We start from the raw sequence: 20,893 nt of genomic DNA, 5'->3' as shown, positions 1-20,893 counted from the left end.
TTATCATTATTTTACGATCTGCCATCATGCCGACTTATTGTCGACTTAGGGTCATGCTTTTATGCAACAGTTTCAGTCTTTACAGCGCTTACTGCTCTTTTATACGTTGACACTATTGACCATGTTGTCACTGTACTACTTTGCGTTGTTTGACGATATTAAGACAGACAATAAGCAGCGGAGTATAGATACCTTTGAAACATTGCAGCATGCCGTTACTGAACACGCGCAGCCCCTAAACTCTGAAATCCAAGAAATACTGAGCGAGCCGTCTTTTGCAGGCATTAGTTATCAGATCATTTTTATGATGCCATCAGGGCAGACTCATATCCATCGTTATGTCCGTCCTAATGAGCGTGCATTTCCCACCGTCACCTTTCCTAATGTCATTACCTCATTGCCCTCTGATAGCAACAACTACGGCGCCTATACGCTCAACCCTCGCAACTTAACAGGAACGATTGAACTTGAGAGTGGTCATAAGCTCTATATCATATTGCGCCATAAACCCCTTGAAATAGACTGGATCTCCTATCGCTACTGGCTACCGCTAATGACGGCGATCATGTTCTTTATTATGGCGTTACTTTATACATTAAATCGCCAGACTAACTGGCAACAACTGATAGTTTATACCGATAATTTAAGTGCCAAAGCAAAGGATGCTTATTTGCCACCGCCGTTTGTTGACAAAAAATCGACGTCTGAGTTTTTGCGTCTAGGTCACGCGCTCAGTCGTATCAGTTACCAACTTCATAGTAACCATCGACGTATACAAACCTTGCAACATCGTCTTGAGCGTTTGGTTGAGCAAGCGCCGTTGCCGATGGTCATGATTATGCGTCACGGGCAGATTAGCTTTTTTAATCAACGTTTTGAGCGAGTATTTGATACATCATTCCAAAGTGATACCACCTACCAATTAACAGATTTTGTCTCAGCTGACGATGAATCGGTTCAGCTCCTGCTCCAAAAACTCTCTAGCTTGCGCGTTACCCGCACTCTAAACGTTCGCGGTATAGAGAACCAGCAAGCCTATCAATTGCATATTACCCCATGGTTTGGCGAACATGGACAAGTACATGGCTTTACCGTGCTACTAAATAATGTCAATGAGCTTGTCAATCAGAACACTCAGTTGCAGCAAAAAAATCAACAGCTACAAGGCAAGATTGATGAACTTAGTGAGCTTAAACCCGCGATATATCACGAGCTGCATCAACCACTAGAGACGATAATCGACACCCTTGAAGCCGTCAATACTGATACTTTTTCTATCCAGCAGCATACTGTATTACAGACGTTAACGAGGTCGAGCGACGCGATGTTGACGAGTCTTAATGACATGCTGGGCATGGAAGAGATTGACGTCAAAAAAACGCACCTTAAGATTGAATCTGTTGATATCTATAAACTGGGACAACACATCAATGACTTAGTCATAGAGGATGCACGGCGCCAAGGGCTTGAGCTGCTTTATTTTTTTGATCCTGACTGTCCGCGCCATATTGACACTGATCGCAAACGCCTTTGCCAAGTCTTACTGAGCTTACTGGATAACGCCATCACCTCTACTCTTGCAGGCTCTGTTTCCCTAACGATCGAAGCCTTTGCTGACGCAGCTTTACCACTAAGCGTCAATGACAGTGTACTGGTTACCAATGACGACATGACAGCAAAAAACCCGCATAACTGGGTAAGGTTTAGCCTGCAACATACAGCTGTAGATAACACTTCGCGCAAACAAACACCGCCGCTTACTTACGTTAAGCAAACTGATGTTGCAGCTAATGACCAAATACAGCAACCGCTTGTGCAGGCAAATCTTGCACACACCAAAGCCAATACTTTTGCGCAATTATTGGGCGGCTTCCTTGAGTCAAATAGCTCGGATAATGACTGTAGCACCATCAATTTGTATTTGCCTTGTCGTCGTCCAAGTTATCAGCCGGTCTATCACCTTAATGAGCAATTGACCAAAGTCCATCTGATTGCAGTAGTCAATCAAACGCTTGGTGCTGAGCATTTGCAACGTTTATGTGACTACTTATCTATACCAGCTTCTATTTATACCACTATCAATAGTGCAACTATTAAGCAGTTAACAAAACAGCTCGCAAAAGATGGGCAAACACTGGCACCCGTTCTGCTGTTAGATTATGAATATTATGAGAGCAACGCAATCGTATTCCCTAAGCCAGCAGCAGGGGACGATAAAAACATCAATGATAGTAGACGCAAGAGCTTGAGCCGCTTATTGGCTAATATCTCGCTACCAACGACACTATTGAGCATGAAGCCTGAGCGCCGCATTCCTTCTATGCTATTAGATCAATGCGATGGTTTTTTGGCTAAGCCACTAGACAATGCTTTATTATTATCTGAGCTGCTGCGTTTGACACTACCAGTCAGGCAGACGTTGGTAACCGCACAAAGCACTGATACTGACAAATTTGATACCGATAATCTTAATAATGATAATCTTGATAATGATAATCTTGATAATGATAATCTTGATAATGATAATCTTGATAATGAGAGTCGGGCGCTGGTCACCGAGGTAGATGGCGCTACCATAGATATTTCTGACCACAAAACTACCAACGAGACCGCGCCACCGCTTATTTTGGTGGTAGAAGACAGTCCGACCAATCAAAAAATAGCGTGTAAGATATTAACCAAGCTTGGCTATCGTACCGTGGTCGCAGAAGATGGGCAGCAGGCGTTGAGTCAACTGCAAGCGCAGCATGAAGAGATTGCTCTTATTTTGATGGACTGCCGGATGCCGGTGATGGATGGCTTACAAGCGACCCAAGCGATTCGTGCGCAAGGGGATGATATTCCTATTGTGGCGTTGACAGCGAATAATACTGCAGAGGATCGCGATGCTTGCTTTGAGGTAGGCATGGATGAATTTTTGACCAAGCCTATCGATAAAAATAAGCTGCAATCGGTATTACAGAGTCTTATTAAAGATTAGGGCGTGCCCTCATTTCATCGTTATCAAAATGAAGACATGCCCTAATAGGTATCTTTGACACTCGCGATTTAAATTGGCTTGCAATTTAAACCAGAAAGAAAGTATGTATTGATAAATGTCACTTACTATCTCATAAAGCCGTTATCTGCTAAAAATGTCTCAGTGATGTTACTTGGTGCATTTTGCGCTGTCGCACTTGCAGTTTGTGGCTTGGTTAGCAACCGCTCTAAATAGCGCGCGACAATATCCACTTCAACATTAACCTTATCGCCTACCAACCAATGCTGAGCAATATTGGTAACTTGTGCGGTATGCGGAATGATATTTAAAGAGACGATATTGTCGCGTACCAAATTCGTCGTGAGACTAATACCGTCAAGCGTAATCGAACCTTTGGTCGCTGTATAATGCGCCAACGCTTGCGGTATTTCAATCTCAATATAGATAGAGCGCGCGTCTTTTTGCAATTTACACACGACGCCGACACCATCGACGTGACCGGCGACAATATGACCACCAAAACGGGTGGTTGGCAACATCGCCTTCTCTAAATTGATGATATGACCTGGTTTTAGCTCTTCTAACGCTGTATGCGCAATTGTTTCACGTGAGACATCAACCGAGTAATGATTGCTGCCAAAATCCACAACCGTCAAACAAATACCATTAGAAGCAATAGAGTCGCCCAGTTTCACATCACTGAAGTCTAAATCATCAGACTCTATCGTCAAGCGTATGTCACCACCTGTAGGCTGCATGGATTTGACCTTTCCGACACTTTCTATAATTCCGGTAAACATATCAACCTCATCTCATTATTATATTGCCGCGATAGACAACGTATTAGTATGTATTAAGAAGGCGTTTGTCTGCCTCTATCTTTTGGTGAAACATGCGTTTATTTTAAGCACACTATGGGATAAGTTGTGGATAAGTAATGAAAAATCAACCCATACACCGTTAAAAACCTAAGTTTTGACCAAGTTATCCACAGTAGAGCAAAGTCTAAGAATAAACCTGTAAATACTTAAAGACTAATAATAAGTAATTGATTTTAAAAGATTTAATATATATTCTATATAAATTAAGGTCTTTTTGGTTTCATGTGAAACAAAGTTATACACAGTTTCATGTGAAACATCACCTGAATTTACTAACTTATCCACACTTAGCACATATTTAGTACAGACTGTGGGCAAGCTGTTTATAAGTGTTCATTTCATAAAGGCAATAAGGTCAGTTTAAGATCAGCACCAACTTGTTCATAACTGTCGATATCAAAACGCAGCTGCTGCGCCAACGATAGCGGATTAAAGTTCACCATCGGGCGCGCCTGTGCGCCTAATAAACAAGGCGCTTGATAAACAACCAGCTCGTCGACCAACTGCTGGCTCAAAAAACTGCCTGCCACGCTAGCACCAGCTTCAACCAACACTTCATAACACTGATGCTCGCTGACTAAATTCCTTAATAATGCAGTTAAGTTATCCTCATGCCAATAAATCGTATCCGCTCGACGGCATAACTGATAATCAGACTTTAAGCTGTGCGCTAAGCGCTGACGCCTATCGAGTACGACAACCTTGGGAGCAGGAACTTGCTCAAGCGCTATACCTAACTGGTTTGAGCGTACATTTAATTGAGGATTATCAACGATGACGGTTTCGCTACCCGTAATAATTGCGCCACTGCGGGCACGTAGCTTTTGTACATCCTCGCGAGCAGCGGCACCTGTAATCCACTTCGACTCCCCTGTCGCCATCGCCGTACGACCGTCAAGACTGGTGGCTATTTTAAGCCGTACATAAGGCATCTGGGTACGCATCGCCTTCAAAAATCCGCGATTTAAGGCTTCTGCTTGCTGCGTTAATACACCAATAGTGACGTTGATGCCCGCCTCTTCTAGTAAACGCACACCACGACCAGCGACTTGTGGATTGGGATCTAAACCTGCAATCACTACCCGCTTAACACCCGCAGCAATCAGCGCAAGCGCACAAGGCGGCGTACGACCTGTATGACTACACGGCTCCAGTGTCACATAAGCGGTTGCGCCTACTGCTCGCGTACCTGCTTCTTTCAGCGCAAATACCTCGGCATGAGGCTCCCCTGCTTTCGGGTGAAAACCTTGACCAACGATATCTTCTGCCTGAACAATGACACAGCCTACCGCTGGATTGGGCCTAGTAGTATAGAGACCATGCTTACCCTGCTCGATAGCAAGCATCATAAAATAGCGGTCTTGGGGATCTTGTTCATGGTTTGAAAATTTATGATTTGAGATTTTATGGTTTGAAAGCGTCATAAAGAGGGTACACTTAATAAATAACAAAACAGAGGGTTAAAACTATTTAACGTTGTCGTCCGTTTTTTCGCTGGGACGAATGTTAGCAATTTCTTGGTGAAAGGCATCGATATCTTGAAAATCGCGGTACACACTGGCAAAGCGTACATAAGCGACGTCATCGAGCGTCTTAAGCTCGCTCATAATAATCTCACCTAAGACTTTGCTGCTAATTTCGCGCTCACCCATTTGCCGTACACGCTTTTCGATACGACTAATCATTGCCTCTTGCTCATCAATGGTAATGGGACGCTTTTGTAGCGGCAAGAGTATAGAGCGGCGCAGCTTTTCGTTATCGTAAGGCTCAATCTTACCGCTTGATTTGATAATTCTTGGCATCACCACCTCTACCATCTCAAACGTGGTAAAGCGCTCTTGGCAACTATTACAGGAACGGCGGCGACGCACTTGCGCCCCTTCTGCTGCAAGCCGTGAATCAATCACTTTGGTCTCTGACGCATTACAATACGGGCAATGCATACTATTTTCCTTGTCTTAATATTAAAAGCGGCAACATTAAAGCCATATTGAAGCGCTAATTAGGATGAATGTATGAAACTTTTTAACCATTATTTTCCAATAGAAAAAGATTTAACAAAGCTATTTACCAATACAGAAACTGCCAAAAATTTTACCCAGTAAATCATCAGCGCTGAACTCACCAGTAATCTCACCCAAACTATGCTGAGCTTGACGTAAGCTTTCAGCCACCAATTCACCGGCTTGAAAGACGGTTAACTGCTCGTGCGCTTCTGTCAAATAATTTGCCGTGCGCCTGAGTGCATCCAAGTGCCTTGTACGGGCAATAAGACTGTTTTCGGGCGGATGAAAACCCACCTTAGCACACAATGCTTCGACCAATGTATCGATACCAACGCCTGTTTCACATGAAACATTGACTTGTTCATAACCACGATTCTTTATTTCGATCTGTGAAGCAGAAAGTGTTTTTTTATCGCTATTATCATTTAATAAGTCGCTTTTATTGGCAATAATCAATAATCGCTTAGCCTCTGGTAGCTTGCCAAATAACTGCTCAGCCAGCTGTAGTGGCGTACTCTCTTCCTCAAGGTCGCGGGTCACGTCATAGACCATCATCAACATATCAGCCTGCGTAATAGCGGTACGGGCGCGCTCAATGCCAATACGCTCCACGGTGTCTTGCGTCTCACGTAGGCCAGCCGTATCGGTTAGGTGCAGCGTTAGACCGTTGAGTACTACGGTCTCTTGTAGCGTATCGCGTGTGGTGCCTGCGACGTCAGTGACGATAGCGCGCTCTTGTCCTGCTAGACGGTTTAGTAAGCTTGATTTGCCTGCATTCGGCCTACCTGCCAATACCACATGAATACCATCACGTAATAGCTGACCTTGTTTTGCGGTCGCCAAGACTTGCTGGATTTTTTGTTGCGTGTTCTCAAGATTGGCCTGTATAACGCCATCGGATAAAAAATCAACATCTTCTTCATCGGGGAAATCAATGGCGGCTTCAACATGTAAACGCAGATGAATAAGCTGCTCAAGCAATTCATTGATTTTTTGTGAAAACTCACCACTTAGCGAGCGTATAGCACTACTGGCAGCGGCAGCACTGGTCGCATCAATCGCATCAGCGATAGCCTCTGCTTGTACCAAATCCAGCTTATCGTTATCAAAAGCGCGGTAAGAAAACTCGCCAGCACTGGCTTGTTTGGCACCCAATTCAAACACGCGCGCGAGTAACTGATTTTGCAAAATCATGCCGCCATGCCCTTGTAGCTCAATCACATCTTCACCAGTAAAGGAATGTGGGCCCTTAAAATACAATACCAAGCCTTCGTCAATGGTCGTGCCATCAGCCTGATAAAAACGGCAGAAGCTGGCCATACGCGGGGTAAACGCCGACTTACCCGTGAGCTGACAAGCGATAGCATAGGCACGTGCGCCTGACAGACGAATAACCCCAACACCCCCGCGCCCAAGCGGTGTAGCAATGGCGGCAATGGTAGCCAATCCAGATGAATCAGTTGGGGCTAACGCCGCTTTGACAGAATCCACACTTATTCTCATTAACTAAAAACTCCATTATAGACGGCTCGGCGCAGGCTGACAAAACAAACTTTAAATAGCGGTATTTTGCGCTTTTTAACACGTATCAACATAAGCAAACATTAGGTTTGACGTATAAAAAAACCACCGCTTGTGCGATGGTTTTATTCATTATAAAGCAGACTGCTTGTTGCTTAATCAAGCACCTTGACGGTACGACGCTTTTGCTCTTCGTCGACTTTTTTATTCACAATATATTGCTGAGTCATACTAAACAAGTTGTTCACCGTCCAGTATAGAACCAGACCTGCTGGGAAGAACAGCATGAAAGCGGTAAAAATAATCGGTAAAAACTTCATTACCTTGGCTTGCATCGGATCAGCGGGCTGCGGGTTTAGCTGCTGCTGTATAAACATCGACGCACCCATGAGCAATGGTAATATAAACCATGGATCCATCGCTGATAAATCCTGAATCCATAAGATCCACGGTGCATGACGCAACTCAACACTTTCAACCAGTACCCAATATAACGCTAAGAAAATCGGCATTTGCATTAAGATAGGCAAACAACCCGCCATCGGATTGACTTTCTCTTCTTTATAAATCGCCATCATCTCTTGCGACATTTTCATACGATCATCGCCGTGCTCTTCTTTGAGCACTTTGAGTCTTGGTGCAATGGCACGCATCTTCGCCATTGAGTAGTAGCTCTTGTTTGAGAACCACATCAGCGCAATTTTAACCAAGACAGTCAGTAGAATAATTGACCAACCCCAGTTACCAATGACTTTATGAATGCCTTCCAAGATAGCAAACAAGATTTTTGATATTGGCCATAGCAAGCCATAATCGACAGTTTTGTTCAAACCAACTGCCACATCTTTGAGCTCAGACTGTACCTTTGGCCCAGCATATAGCGTTGCATTTAACGTCACTTGCTTGTTTGGTGCAACATTGACTGGCTGACTGTTGAAGCCGATAAAGTACTCATCAGCCGTTTCACGACTGAAGAACTTACCCGTGAAGTTTTCAGGCGTCCATGCAGAGACAAAATAATGCTGCACGATGCCAACCCAACCTTTATCACTGGTCGTAGTCAACTCACCATCACTAAAGTTACCAAATTTCAGCTTATTGTAAGGATCATCAGGGGTGCCCCAAGCGCCGCCCAAATACGTCGCCATGCTTAGCGCGCCTTTGTCAGACATGCCAGGATCTTTACTATCATCACGTTTTAACTGAGCAAACATCTGCCCTTGCCAAGCAGCGGCAGAGGCATTTTGAATTTGATAACTGATATCAATCGGATATTTGTCTTGCGTAAAGGTAAAGGTCTTAGTAATCGTCACGCCGTCTTTTTTATAAGTAAGCGGTACAGATAACGTTTGCTGCCCTTTTTCCATGACGTAATTATTAGCAGTATGACTGTAATTGGCACGACCTTCTGCGGTGTCAATACCATCTTGACCAATCAGGCCAGACTGAGCCACATAGACGCGATTACTATTATTTTCTAACAGTACAAAAGGCGTCTCGCTATCGAGCGTCGCGTTATACTGCTTAAGCGCAGCATAAACGATATCACCGCCTTCTGGATTGATTTTTATATCATAGCGATCAGTGGTGACTGTGATCAGCCCAGCATCTTTCGCAGGGGTAGCCGTCACAATGCCGTTATCGGCTGTCACGTTATCCACCGTCTGTACCGGAATATCACCTGCTGCGCCAGTCGTAGAGGGAATATCAGCACCCACTGACGTTGCAGCTTCTGATGCCGTGTCTACAGCTGGTGCATCGGCATAATCATCTCGCCATGCCAAAATCAGCAGATAAGCGGTGATTAGCATCGCAATGATGATCATCACCCGAAATATCTTTTGCATAAACCTTTCCTAGATTAAAAAATTAGGGAATGAAAAATTAGGGCATGTGTCATGACCACAGATCGCCGTTATCTATTAGCGCTGTGACAACGTACTAGCAGTCATTTACATAAAATGTGCATCATTTTACTAAAAATCCACCCTAAATGATACCAACAGTGTGGATAACTTGTGGGTAACTCAATAGATATCCACAAGTTATCCAGTTACTAACACGTTTTACGGCTGTCTCATCATATGGTTTAGGCGAGAAACATAGCTTGTAGTGTCTTTACCAACATATAAACCTTGAGCTTTAACAATCGCTAGCTCGATAGGGGATAAATATTGATAGAAATAAGAGGATAAGGGCAGCGGTACAAAATCGATGCCGTGGCCGCCTAACGGATGACAGCGGCTAATACGTTTTAACAAAAGCCAACTGCCTGACCAGACACCATGCCACGCTACCGCTTGTTTACCATAATTAGAACAAGTTGGATAATAGCGACAACGGGCAGGGATAATTGGACTTATTATCTTTTGATAAAAATAAATAAAATAATAAATCAAAGAAAATAAATATTTATTTATTTTTAAAATAATGAAATTCATTTTATTTTTTTTCTATTTTTTTAAAGATATTATTTATCTCATTTATTAATTCTTTATTATCTAAATCTTTAATAGATTTTTTAACAATGAAAACAATATCCTTGTTTTCTAGTTTTGCATATTTTACGCGGAACTGCTCACGTATTTGACGCTTGATTAAATTTCGCGCCACCGCAGTAGGTACTTTACGCTTGGTAATAGCCATACCGACTCGCGGCTGCTCGTGAGCATTGGTACGTATAAAAGCCATCAAATGGCTCTGGTGCAGCTTGCGCTCTGGGGCATCAAACACCTCACGGAAAGCTGCAGGCGTCAGCAGGCGTTGCTGTTTAGTGAAGCGGGCGGTCAAGGTAGCTGGAGCAGTATTGGACATAGTACAACCTAGTATCAGAGCGGGTGACAATATCAGAAGAATCATAAAATATAGAGACAAAAAAAGCGCCGATGTGGGCGCTTTTAATATATGGCTACGTGTCAGTTGTGATGATTGACTATCGCAATCTATAAATAATAGAAACACAACAAGCACTATTAGCCATGCTCATCGTCATCTACTAATTATACAGTAAGACGATGACGTCCTTTAGCGCGGCGACGAGCTAAGACCTGACGGCCTTTTTTAGTTGCCATACGAGCACGGAAACCGTGAGTACGTTTACGCTTGATCACGCTTGGTTGGAATGTACGTTTCATAACTCACCTATCAAAATAATGGACTAAATTCGTAATAACGGAGGATTATACCACCGCATAGTATCTTGGTCAATGAACTAATTTAATCGATGTTTAGATGAGTAGAGTACATCGTCTCTAAAGCCGTTTTTCTGATTACTCTTGCATCATCAATCTGTGGCTAGTGAATCCAGTTTAATTCCCTAGAAGTCCTTCTTTGTTAATTTAAACTTTTGAAAGTTATCCACAGAAATCTTTGAACTCTATAATAATTAACTATTAATATATATAAGTATTGTTGTTATTGGGAGGCCTATTATCTGTGGTTAAGTCAAAATTACCCTTTATTATCAAAATACTAGACTATGGGTAACCCTGTGGACAACCTGTGGGTGGAATATGGATAACTCGTGTTGTTAACTTATCCACAAAACTATCCACAGCCTTATCCACAAAAAACAGGATGTTATCCACAGGGTATTGTGTTAGATTAACACCCTACTTGATATGTGATTTTGCGTATTCTCTAAGAGCATTTTTGAGGTGATATTCATAGGCAATATGGATGTTGGTTGAGCAGTTATGCCGTTTAGGGCATTTTATTATTTCAGATTATGGGGTTATTATTTTTCATGATAGACACAGCAACTATTTGGGATAAGTGCCTAAACGATTTGCGTTATAACGTCAAAGATAACGTATTTACGATGTGGTTAAGACCCTTATCAGCCCATCAGGAAGCGCAGACGCTCATTATTCTTGCACCGAACGATTACTTTGTAACGTATATCAAAAAAAACCATTTGCAAGATATTCAGCAGCTGGTGGCCAAGCACAGTCAAGGTAGTATCGAGGAAGTGATCGTGCGGGTCGATAATGCAGGTCGTGAGTCGAACGACAATAATCAGTCGCAGTCAGGTTCGCTATTTGTAGAAGATAACCCCTCCCCTCCCCCTGACGAGCACAAATTTGAATCCATACATCAGAATAATGCGCGCGCAGATATCGATGCCAACATGCGTCATGCTACCCTAGCAGAATCTGCTGATGCCAAATCATTAAGCTATCTAAATCCTGATTTTACCTTTGAGACCTTTGTCACTGGTAAGTCTAACAACCTTGCGTACAAGGCTTGTTATGAGCTTGGTAAGCGTCAATCAAAGAATCGTCACAATCCTTTATTTATATATGGTCCTTCAGGATTGGGAAAAACTCATTTAATGCATTCGGTAGCGCACCGCTATTTAAAAAACAATCAAAGTTTTTATTATTTCACTTCTGAAAAATTTATTAATCAATTGGTTTATTCATTAAGAAATAATAAAATAGAAGATTTTAAAAAGAAAATAAAAAAAGTAGATTTATTAATTGTAGATGATATTCATGTACTAGCAGGAAAGACCAAGAGTAGTAATGAGTTTTTAACGTTATTTGCGGATTTTACCAGTGGTGACAAGCAACTGATTTTGGCATCAGATCGTCATCCATCGCAGATGACGGAATTTGATGAACGTTTTAGATCGCGTTTTTCTTGGGGTTTGACGGTGGCTGTTGATCCGCCTGAGATTGATACACGAGTACAAATCTTACAGAAAAAAGCAGCATCACACGGCATGACGCTCCCTAAGGAATGCGCTTTATTTATCGCTCAAAACGTGGTGTCAAATGTCCGTCGTTTAGAAGGTGCTCTAAATCAAGTATTTGCCAATGCTAACTTGACGGGTGCACAGATTACTCTTGAAATGGTGCAATACGCGCTAAAAGACATCGTCGCGATGCGGGTGCAAGCCGTCAATATGGATAATATCCGCAAAGTGGTCGCTGAATACTACGATGTGACTATCAAAGACATGATGGGACGCAAGCGTACGCGTAGTATTGCTAGACCACGGCAAATAGCCATGGCATTATCACGTGAATTGACCAGCGATAGCTTTCCGGAGATTGGACAGTCTTTTGGCGGACGGGATCATACGACGGTTATGCATGCTTGTGATAAAGTTAATGAGCTACGCGCCGCCGACCCAGCGTTTGATAAAGATTACAAGACACTTGCTCTGATGTTACAAGCAGGTTAAAGCTATATGTTACGATTAATTTTAGGCTGTAGCTACGCTATTTTTAGGCCGTGGTTACACTGTATTTTAGTCGGTTGATATGGTTTATAATATTGCGAGTACCAACCGGCAGATACCTTGTGGATTATCGTCAGTAGACAGGGTATTATTAAGCCATTATTTTACATCTATATAAAAAGAATCATTCAAATAAGAGTAACCAAGCATGCAATTATCGATTAATCGAGAGTCGTTATTAAAAGCTATTAACTTGATCGCCAAGGCCGCTGACAAACGTCACAATATGGTTATCTTGGGTAATATCAAGCTACAGTTGTCTGAGTCAGCGCTTATTTTGACAGCCTCTGACTTAGAGGTAGAGCTGACATCGACGTTGAAATTGCCTGCTGGTGCTTGTGTTGAAGCAGGAACAACCACTTTACCTGCGACAAAACTGAGAGATATCTGCAAATCCTTACCCGCACAAGCACAAGTTACGCTTGCCACCCAAGAAAACGAGCGTTGTTTGCTGACGAGTGGTAAGAGCCGCTTTACCTTGGGTACATTGCCTAGTGAAGATTATCCAAGCTTGGGCAATCCCGAAAATATCACGCCGTTGACCATTAGCCGTAGCCGTTTGACGGATTTGATTCATAAAACCCAGTTCGCCATGGCCATTCAAGATGTGCGCTATTATTTAACTGGTATGCTGTTTGATGTTTCACAACAGCAGCTAACCACCGTTGCAACTGATGGACATAGATTGGCATTGGCGCGTAGTGTCATTGATGTCAGTGCAGATTTGAATATGCAAGCCATCTTGCCGCGCAAAGCGGTGATTGAGCTTGAGCGTTTGGCTTCTGAGCTTGGTAAGATGTTGGGTGATCAAGATAACGCAGTGACGCTAAGCTTTGGTCGCGAGTTTTTGCAAGTAAGCTTGCCGTTCGGTGAAGTGGATAGTGCAGGGCAGGTGAGTGATAATCTAATGGTGACCTTTACCGCACGTTTAATCGACGGTAAGTTTCCTGACTATCGTCGCGTCATGCCAAGCAATACCGATAAATTGGCCTTATTTAATCAAGAAAAAATGACAGATGTGCTACGCCGTGTCGCGATTTTAAGTAACGAAAAATCACGTGGCGTCGTCTTTAATTTCGCCAGCGATGGTATGGTGGAAGTACGCGCTAATAACGCTGAGCAAGACGAAGCGGTTGAGATGATACAAGCTAAGTATCAAGGTGAGCCGATGGAGCTGTCCTTTAATGCTGCCTATTTGCAAGATGTGCTAAGTGTCATCCAAGGGGATCTGCAAATGCATATGAGCCAATCTAACGCCTCAGTACTAGTAAATCAGCTAAATGATGAATTCCATCAATATGTCATCATGCCAATGCGTATATAGTGCTTTTTTTTGTAGAAAACGGTGCAGTTAGACGGTAGCACTTGTCCAGTGAGACGAGGTCGCTGTCTTTGTAGTATTGTTTTTAAGCCCGTTTTCATATTTAAAACTAACCTCTGCAACCTCGCAAAATCTATAATTAATTAAACTTTTGCCTGCTAATAATCGGATGGTAAAAATAGGCGGCTGTCGATATTATGATTGAACGTCTACAAATTTCACACCTACGTAACCTCAGTCAAGTCAATCTACCTGCCACTGCTTGCAACGTCATTATCGGCGCGAATGGTAGTGGTAAAACCTCGCTATTGGAAGCGATATTCTTGCTATCACGAGGTAAGAGCTTTCGTCATCACCAGCCTAAACGCTATATTCAGCACCATCAAAATAGCGCAACCGTACATGCTAGACTCAGTGATAGCAGCACTTTAGCGATTCAAAAGCAAGCTGATGCGACGACGATACTACGTCTTAATCAAAGCACCGTTTACAATCAAAGCATCTTAACCGAACAGCTCCCCACACTATTAATAGATCCCTCTACTATGGATATGTTAGAGCAGGGCAGTGCCAGTCGTCGGCAGCTGTTGGATTGGTTGGTGTTTCACATGAAACAAGGCTTTCATCCACAATGGGTAGCTTATCAACGGCTATTAAAACAGCGCAATAGTTTGCTAAAAAAATCACGCCACTTGACCCAAGTTCAACTTGCTGAGCTTAGAGCATGGGACAGAGGTCTGAGCAGTCATGCGGCACTTATCCATCACTATCGCGAACGAATATTTAGCGAATGGCAGCCTTATTTTGCTCAAAGCATTGCTCAGTTATTGCCTGCTTATGCCGAGCAATTGAGCTTGAGCTATAGTGCCGGTTACGACACCAGTGTTGCGCTCGATGTACAGCTTAATGAGCGCTTAGAACAGGATTTGCAGCTGGGCTATACCCGCATCGGTAACCACCGTGCCGATATTCATGTCCATTGGCGCTCTAGCGAGCCGCTAGCCATACATGAAGGGCAGGAAACTAAAAACACGACAGTAGAAGGCGATATACACACGAAATTGCCCGTTTTAAAAGAGCAGGCCGCTAATGTGTTATCGCGCGGTGAAAAGAAGCTATTGATTACCGCATTGCGCTTATCACAGTTGCCGCTGCTACTTAATACTGAAAAAGATGCGGATATCTCTAACAATGATTTTAAATCGCGAGTGACGCCCGTGGTATTGTTAGACGATATCACTGCAGAGCTTGATGATAGGGCGATTGAGATTTTATTGTCAACGCTAGCGCAGCTGCCTTGTCAAGTATTTATGACCAGTTTGACCGATGATATCGTACCGCTAGTCAATACATTATGGTCAAAACCTAATATGTTTCATGTGAAACAAGGTCAAATTTCTCCTGACAACTAAGCATAAATATTGATATTTTTGTTTTAATTCCTCCTCGTCAACTTTGCATTTCATCCATAATTTACCCTCTTATTTTTCGGTAATTCTTACCGACTTAAAATACCTGATAGATAACGATAAAACTGCCAGTAAACAGTGACTTAGAAGCAAAAAAATGCTAAAATAGGGCTTTATTTTTGTCCTATTCTCAGTAAGTTATCTTATGGCGTGATATAGAGTTTTTTTATTATCTATAAAATTCTAAGTGGCTGATAAATATGTGTTTTATTTATTTTACTTGGCTTTAATAATGTTTAAAAGAACAGAAGCTAGTATTAAAAATACCGAGCGCTAATTTTATGTCTGTAATGACATGCCACAAAGTTGTAGCTAACAATGTTTAGCTAATAATACGCATGACAGGCTTTGACCATAAAACGTTAAGTCTAAGATAACATCGTGAGGCGTCACCGTAATGGTGCGCCCGTGATGGGCTGATAATGGCTAGATTAAGGAATGCACATGAGTGATTCATTACCTACCGATTACGAGCAATTGACGGCCGATACGACAGTTTCAGATGCTATGGTGTCGGATACTGTCGTTGACACGATTGTCCCTGCCGCCGTTCAAGGGTTACCCTCTGATTACAGCTCCAAAGATATCCGTGTTTTACGCGGTTTAGAAGCCGTGCGCGTGCGTCCTGGGATGTATATCGGTGATACCGATGACGGCACCGGCTTGCATCATATGGTCTTTGAGGTGGTGGACAACTCTATCGATGAAGCATTGGCCGGTCATTGTGATCAGATCGATATCGTCATTCACGAAGACGAATCGGTCAGTGTCATGGACAATGGTCGCGGCGTCCCTGTTGATATCCATCCAGAAGAGGGGGTGTCAGCGGCGCAGGTTATCATGACCGTGCTGCACGCAGGTGGTAAGTTCGATGATAACAGCTATAAAGTCTCAGGCGGTCTACATGGTGTCGGCGTCTCGGTCGTTAACGCCTTGTCCAAAAAGCTTGAAATGAATATCTGGCGTGAAGGCTATCACTACCATCAGACGTATACCGATGGTGTGCCTGATGCTGACATTCAGCAAATGGAAGCAACGGATAAAACGGGCACCCAAATCCGCTTTTATCCTAGTAACGATGTCTTTACTGGCACTATCTTCGAATATGATATTTTAGCCAAGCGTTTACGTGAGCTGTCGTTTTTGAACTCAGGTGTACGCATCGTCTTGACCGATGAGCGTATCGATAAGCGTCATGAGTTTGAGCATAAAGGCGGATTGTCAGAGTTTGTCAGCTATATTAATGCGGGCAAAGATGGCGTCAACGAAGTCTTCCATTTTGATAGTGAGCAAGACGATGGCATCAGTGTCGAAGTGGCCCTACAATGGACGGACACTTATAACGAAAAAGTATTGTGCTTTACCAACAACATCCCGCAGCGCGATGGTGGTACGCATTTATCAGGCTTTCGTTCGGCATTGACCCGCTGTCTAAACAGTTATATGGATCGTGAAAACTTATTCAAAAAAGAGAAAGTGACGGCGACGGGCGATGATGCGCGTGAAGGCTTGACGGCGATTGTCTCGGTTAAAGTGCCTGATCCAAAATTTTCTAGTCAAACCAAAGACAAGCTGGTCTCAAGCGAAGTAAAGTCTGCTGTTGAATCAGCCATGCATGATAAGTTCAACGACTTTTTGTTAGAGAATCCAACGGCTAGTAAAGCCATTGCGAATAAAATCATCGATGCAGCACGAGCACGTGATGCCGCTCGCAAAGCGCGTGAAATGACACGTCGTAAGACTACTTTGGATATCGCCGGTTTGCCTGGTAAGTTGGCGGATTGCCAAGAAAAAGATCCAGCGCTTTCAGAGCTGTATATCGTGGAGGGTGACTCTGCGGGTGGTTCAGCCAAGCAGGGTCGTAGCCGTAAGACCCAAGCGATTTTGCCACTAAAAGGTAAAATCCTAAACGTTGAGCGTGCGCGTTTTGACAAAATGTTGTCGTCTGCGGAAGTAGGCAACCTAATTACGGCGCTTGGCTGTGGTATCGGTCCTGATGAATATAATCCTGATAAAGTACGCTATCACAAAATCATCATCATGACCGATGCCGACGTTGATGGGTCACACATTCGTACCTTGCTGTTGACCTTCTTCTTCCGTCAAACGCCAGAGCTGATCGAGCGTGGCTATATTTATATCGCTCAGCCACCGCTATACAAAGTGAAAAAAGGTCGTCAAGAGCTGTATCTAAAGGACGATGAAGCCTTAAAAGCTTATCTATTGTCATCAACGATTGACAATACTAAGCTACATATTAGTGCGGATGCGCCTGCCATTACTGGGCAAGCATTAGAGACGCTATTGAATGATTATAACCAAACGCAGCTGATCAAAGCCCGTTTGCAAATTCGTTTTCCAGCGGTAATTTTGGATGCTTTAACGCATACGCCAAAGCTTAGCACTGATATGACTTACGATAAGTCTGCTATGCAAGCGTGGCAAGAAGCCATGCAAACTCAGCTTGAGCACTTTGGTAGTGATCTGAGCCCTGAGATTGAATTGGTCAATATTCATGCGCCGCAACCAAAGAATATGGATGCTGCCGCTGCAGACTTATTGGGTATGAGGCCTGCGGTAGAAATTGCAGATGGCACAGTGTCTGATAGTGAGGCGTTATCAGCCAAGGCACAATGGTTGCCACGTATCACTGTTTATGTGCATCAATTAGCCCACCATTATCTGCTAGATACAAGCTTTATCAACTCAGGTGAATATACCAAGTTGCTACGATTATCGGCTGAATGGAACACCTTACTTGAGGAAGATGCCTTTATCCGTCGTGAGGCAACAGCAGGTACGACCAAAGATATCCCAGTGCGTGACTTTGATTATCTCTGGCAACAGATGATGCTGGATGCGCGTCGTGGTTTGGCAATCCAGCGCTATAAAGGGCTAGGGGAGATGAATGCTGATCAGCTTTGGGATACCACTATGGATCCTGAAAACCGTCGCATGCTACGCGTCACGATCGAAGATGCTATCGCGGCGGATCATATGTTTACCTGCCTAATGGGTGATCACGTTGAGCCACGTCGTATCTTTATCGAAGAAAATGCGCTAACAGTGTCTAATTTGGATATTTAGCTTTTAAGCTTTGAAATTATAGACCTTGAAGTTTGAATATAAGTATTTATTGGTATAAAGTCATCTTGCTCGCAAGGTGGCTTTTTTCATATGAAACATTACCAGTAAAATAGTGAGGGTAACACTATGCTAAACGCAGAACAAAAGAAGTATTTGTCACAACTATCAAAAACGGCCTTAATTGATTTTGTTTCTGATGTGTATGGTGTAGATAAAATGCTCGATAAAAAAATTGAGCGTCTGCTATTACAATCAGATAAGCCTAAACTTATAAAAAAGTTAACCACTACACTAAAAGGACTTAGAAGACGAAGGAAGTTTGTAGATTACTGGGAGTCTAGCGAATTTGCTACTGAGCTTCAGCACTTAGCCAGTGACATAATGAGCCTTTATCCTGAGCAACCACAAGAATGCTTGACGTTACTTGAGTTATTTATAGAATCTACTAATACTAGCTTAGGGCGTGCTGATGATTCCAACGGTTATGTTGGTGATATTTATAGGAGTTTGACTGCATCTTGGCTGACAGTGGCTAGCACATGCTATGAGCAAGAAAAGCGAGACATACCTGTTGATGAGCGCGATATACTCAGCCATGCTTGGATAAAGAAAGTAAAATTGCTGGCTGACGATAATGATTATGGTACTAAAGATAGTTTGTTAGAAGATATTAATGAGCTGTTATCTGAGCCTGAGATACGTGGATTGATCGCTGATTATCAACAAGAGCGTGAGAATATCCAAACAAAAAAGGCAAACGAAGATACGCTCAATGAAAGGCAAAACAGCCCTTTAAGCGATGATGCTTTTTCGATTAACTATGAAAAAATGGTAATTGAGATCGCCATAAAAAATCTATCAAGGGCGCTAGGTGATGTGGGATTTTTTGAAACCATCTTTTTTGAGATGCAAGAGACTAGACCAGTTCATCCTCGAAGATTAGAAGAGTTGCTAACATTTTTGCTAAATCAAAGAGCTTTTGATAAGGCACTACACTACTTAAATGAAGAGTGGCAAAGCGATGGTCTGTTAGATAAGACCAGACGCTTGGATTGGCTAAGTCACATATATCGCATGCAAAAAAATACCGATGCGCTCATGGAAGTGCTAGGCGAGGTATTTGAGCTGCAACCAAGCCCTTTAAGGCTAAAAGCTATCATGGCTGAGGCCAGTCCTGCTCAGCAAGCTCAGTGGCGAAAAAGAGCTTATGAGCTGGCAGAGCAACAAGAAAATGTATTTATGGCAACATCACTACTGCTAGAAATAGGAGAGGTTGAGCTTGCCAATCAGGTCGCAGTTGCCCGTTATTGCCAGTTTGCTGATGTACATTATACAGCGCTAACCGGCATGTTAAAGGAGTTGCCAGCTGAGACTGATTTACTTCAAGTTATTATTTATCGCACTTTACTTAATGATATTCTAGACAGCTCTCGCAGCAAAGCCTATGGTCACGCGGCTCGCTACTTCAACCGTCTAACAAAGCTTGATACGGTTATTAGTCAATCGTCTAAGCCTTACAGCGAACTTGCAACCCATAAAAAATATGTTATTACGCTTAAAGATAAGCATGGCAAAAAGCGTAGTTTTTGGGAAAAGGTAAACGATTAAATCGATGTGATGTTTCACGTGAAACTTCACTAGATAAATCATTATAATAAGTGGACACCAAAATGATTGAAGTTGTGTTGCTGGCTATCGCTTTAGCCATGGATGCATTTGCTGTCGCGATTGGGCTGGGTGCTAAGTCGCAAAAACAAAGCAAGCAGTATTTGTTACGTTTAGCTGTTTATGCGGCGTTATATTTTGGTATTGCGCAGGGCGTGATGCCATTGATTGGATATTTGTTAGGCGCAGCACTTTTAGGCTGGTTGGCTGCTGCTGCACCTTGGATCGGTGGCATTATACTGATCGGTCTCGGTGGCAAGATGCTTTATGAGGTGTTTACTGGTGATGGGGAGGATGCGGTAGACAGTGCGCTTCACCTAAAGGCTGGTACTATTGATACGACTGGTGATACCGTTGCCGCCATAGGCAATGGAAACGGCAGTATCAATCATCGCACTATGTTTACGCTCGCCATTGCCACCAGTATTGATGCGATGGCGGCAGGGTTTACCCTTAATTTATTGGCATTGAATGCATGGTTAGCATGTTTAATTATCGCTGTAGTAACGGCTATATTTGGGCTATTCGGTGTTTATCTAGGCTGGCGCTCTGGTACATGGTTAGAGGATAAAGCCGAAGCATTAGGTGGTTTGGTGCTTATTTTAATTGGTATAAAAATCATGTTTTTTGGCTAAATAACTAGGGCGTGTTGAACATTCATAAATGAACACTGCTGATCGCTAAAATTGTTCCAGACACGGCGCAAGTCGAAGAT

Annotated in this window: 15 protein-coding genes; 7 read left to right on the top strand and 8 right to left on the bottom strand. The window is 43.0% G+C overall.

Annotated elements, in window-relative coordinates; translation table 11 throughout:
* The first annotated feature begins 61 nt into the window (after window positions 1–61).
* The gene (locus AAEY80_RS08875) at window positions 62–2,980 is read left to right on the top strand and encodes a response regulator (protein ID WP_201567487.1); all 2,919 of its coding nucleotides are present in this window, start codon (window positions 62–64) and stop codon (window positions 2,978–2,980) included.
* Between the two features lie 125 nt (window positions 2,981–3,105).
* On the opposite strand, the gene AAEY80_RS08870 is transcribed toward AAEY80_RS08875, so the two are convergent.
* The 8 genes from AAEY80_RS08870 to rpmH all read right to left on the bottom strand — a co-directional run bounded on the left by AAEY80_RS08870 (window position 3,106) and on the right by rpmH (window position 10,522).
* Entirely contained in the window at window positions 3,106–3,780 is a 675-nt protein-coding gene (locus AAEY80_RS08870) for a riboflavin synthase (protein WP_025651986.1), read from the bottom strand.
* 419 nt (window positions 3,781–4,199) lie between these two features.
* The gene (ribD, locus tag AAEY80_RS08865) at window positions 4,200–5,285 is read right to left on the bottom strand and encodes a bifunctional diaminohydroxyphosphoribosylaminopyrimidine deaminase/5-amino-6-(5-phosphoribosylamino)uracil reductase RibD (protein WP_350588206.1); all 1,086 of its coding nucleotides are present in this window, start codon (window positions 5,283–5,285) and stop codon (window positions 4,200–4,202) included.
* Window positions 5,286–5,327: 42 nt separating this feature from the next.
* A complete protein-coding gene (nrdR, locus tag AAEY80_RS08860) occupies window positions 5,328–5,804 on the bottom strand; it encodes a transcriptional regulator NrdR (RefSeq protein ID WP_025651988.1) in 477 nt (158 codons plus the stop codon).
* A gap of 120 nt (window positions 5,805–5,924) precedes the next feature.
* Entirely contained in the window at window positions 5,925–7,370 is a 1,446-nt protein-coding gene (mnmE, locus tag AAEY80_RS08855) for a tRNA uridine-5-carboxymethylaminomethyl(34) synthesis GTPase MnmE (protein ID WP_350588205.1), read from the bottom strand.
* A 173-nt stretch (window positions 7,371–7,543) separates the two neighbouring features.
* The gene (yidC, locus tag AAEY80_RS08850; RefSeq protein WP_025651990.1) at window positions 7,544–9,235 is read right to left on the bottom strand and encodes a membrane protein insertase YidC; all 1,692 of its coding nucleotides are present in this window, start codon (window positions 9,233–9,235) and stop codon (window positions 7,544–7,546) included.
* Window positions 9,236–9,454: 219 nt separating this feature from the next.
* Complete coding sequence (gene yidD, locus AAEY80_RS08845) at window positions 9,455–9,829, bottom strand: membrane protein insertion efficiency factor YidD (protein WP_025651991.1); 375 nt, start codon at window positions 9,827–9,829, stop codon at window positions 9,455–9,457.
* Between the two features lies 1 nt (window position 9,830).
* On the bottom strand, window positions 9,831–10,202 hold the full coding sequence (rnpA, locus tag AAEY80_RS08840; protein WP_025651992.1) for a ribonuclease P protein component: 372 nt from the start codon (window positions 10,200–10,202) through the stop codon (window positions 9,831–9,833).
* 185 nt (window positions 10,203–10,387) lie between these two features.
* Window positions 10,388–10,522, bottom strand: coding sequence for a 50S ribosomal protein L34 (rpmH, locus tag AAEY80_RS08835; RefSeq protein WP_007394757.1), 135 nt, complete (start codon window positions 10,520–10,522; stop codon window positions 10,388–10,390).
* 611 nt (window positions 10,523–11,133) lie between these two features.
* Between rpmH and dnaA the strand changes: the two genes are divergently transcribed.
* The 6 genes from dnaA to AAEY80_RS08805 all read left to right on the top strand — a co-directional run bounded on the left by dnaA (window position 11,134) and on the right by AAEY80_RS08805 (window position 20,813).
* The gene (dnaA, locus tag AAEY80_RS08830; protein WP_025651994.1) at window positions 11,134–12,579 is read left to right on the top strand and encodes a chromosomal replication initiator protein DnaA; all 1,446 of its coding nucleotides are present in this window, start codon (window positions 11,134–11,136) and stop codon (window positions 12,577–12,579) included.
* A gap of 205 nt (window positions 12,580–12,784) precedes the next feature.
* On the top strand, window positions 12,785–13,960 hold the full coding sequence (gene dnaN / locus AAEY80_RS08825; RefSeq protein WP_025651995.1) for a DNA polymerase III subunit beta: 1,176 nt from the start codon (window positions 12,785–12,787) through the stop codon (window positions 13,958–13,960).
* 194 nt (window positions 13,961–14,154) lie between these two features.
* Complete coding sequence (gene recF / locus AAEY80_RS08820; RefSeq protein ID WP_025651996.1) at window positions 14,155–15,369, top strand: DNA replication/repair protein RecF; 1,215 nt, start codon at window positions 14,155–14,157, stop codon at window positions 15,367–15,369.
* Between the two features lie 564 nt (window positions 15,370–15,933).
* The gene (gene gyrB / locus AAEY80_RS08815; protein ID WP_350588221.1) at window positions 15,934–18,513 is read left to right on the top strand and encodes a DNA topoisomerase (ATP-hydrolyzing) subunit B; all 2,580 of its coding nucleotides are present in this window, start codon (window positions 15,934–15,936) and stop codon (window positions 18,511–18,513) included.
* Window positions 18,514–18,639: 126 nt separating this feature from the next.
* Window positions 18,640–20,121 (top strand): DUF6880 family protein, encoded by a 1,482-nt coding sequence (locus tag AAEY80_RS08810; protein ID WP_350588204.1) that lies wholly within the window; start codon window positions 18,640–18,642, stop codon window positions 20,119–20,121.
* 62 nt (window positions 20,122–20,183) lie between these two features.
* Window positions 20,184–20,813, top strand: a complete 630-nt coding sequence (locus AAEY80_RS08805) for a manganese efflux pump MntP (protein ID WP_201608723.1) — start codon at window positions 20,184–20,186, stop codon at window positions 20,811–20,813.
* The last annotated feature ends 80 nt before the right edge of the window (window positions 20,814–20,893 follow it).

Source organism: Psychrobacter sp. 78a-MNA-CIBAN-0178 (assembly GCF_040309625.1).
Lineage (GTDB): Bacteria > Pseudomonadota > Gammaproteobacteria > Pseudomonadales > Moraxellaceae > Psychrobacter > Psychrobacter okhotskensis.
Note: the sequence above shows the minus strand (reverse complement) of the source record. Positions and strands in the feature narration are given on the sequence as shown.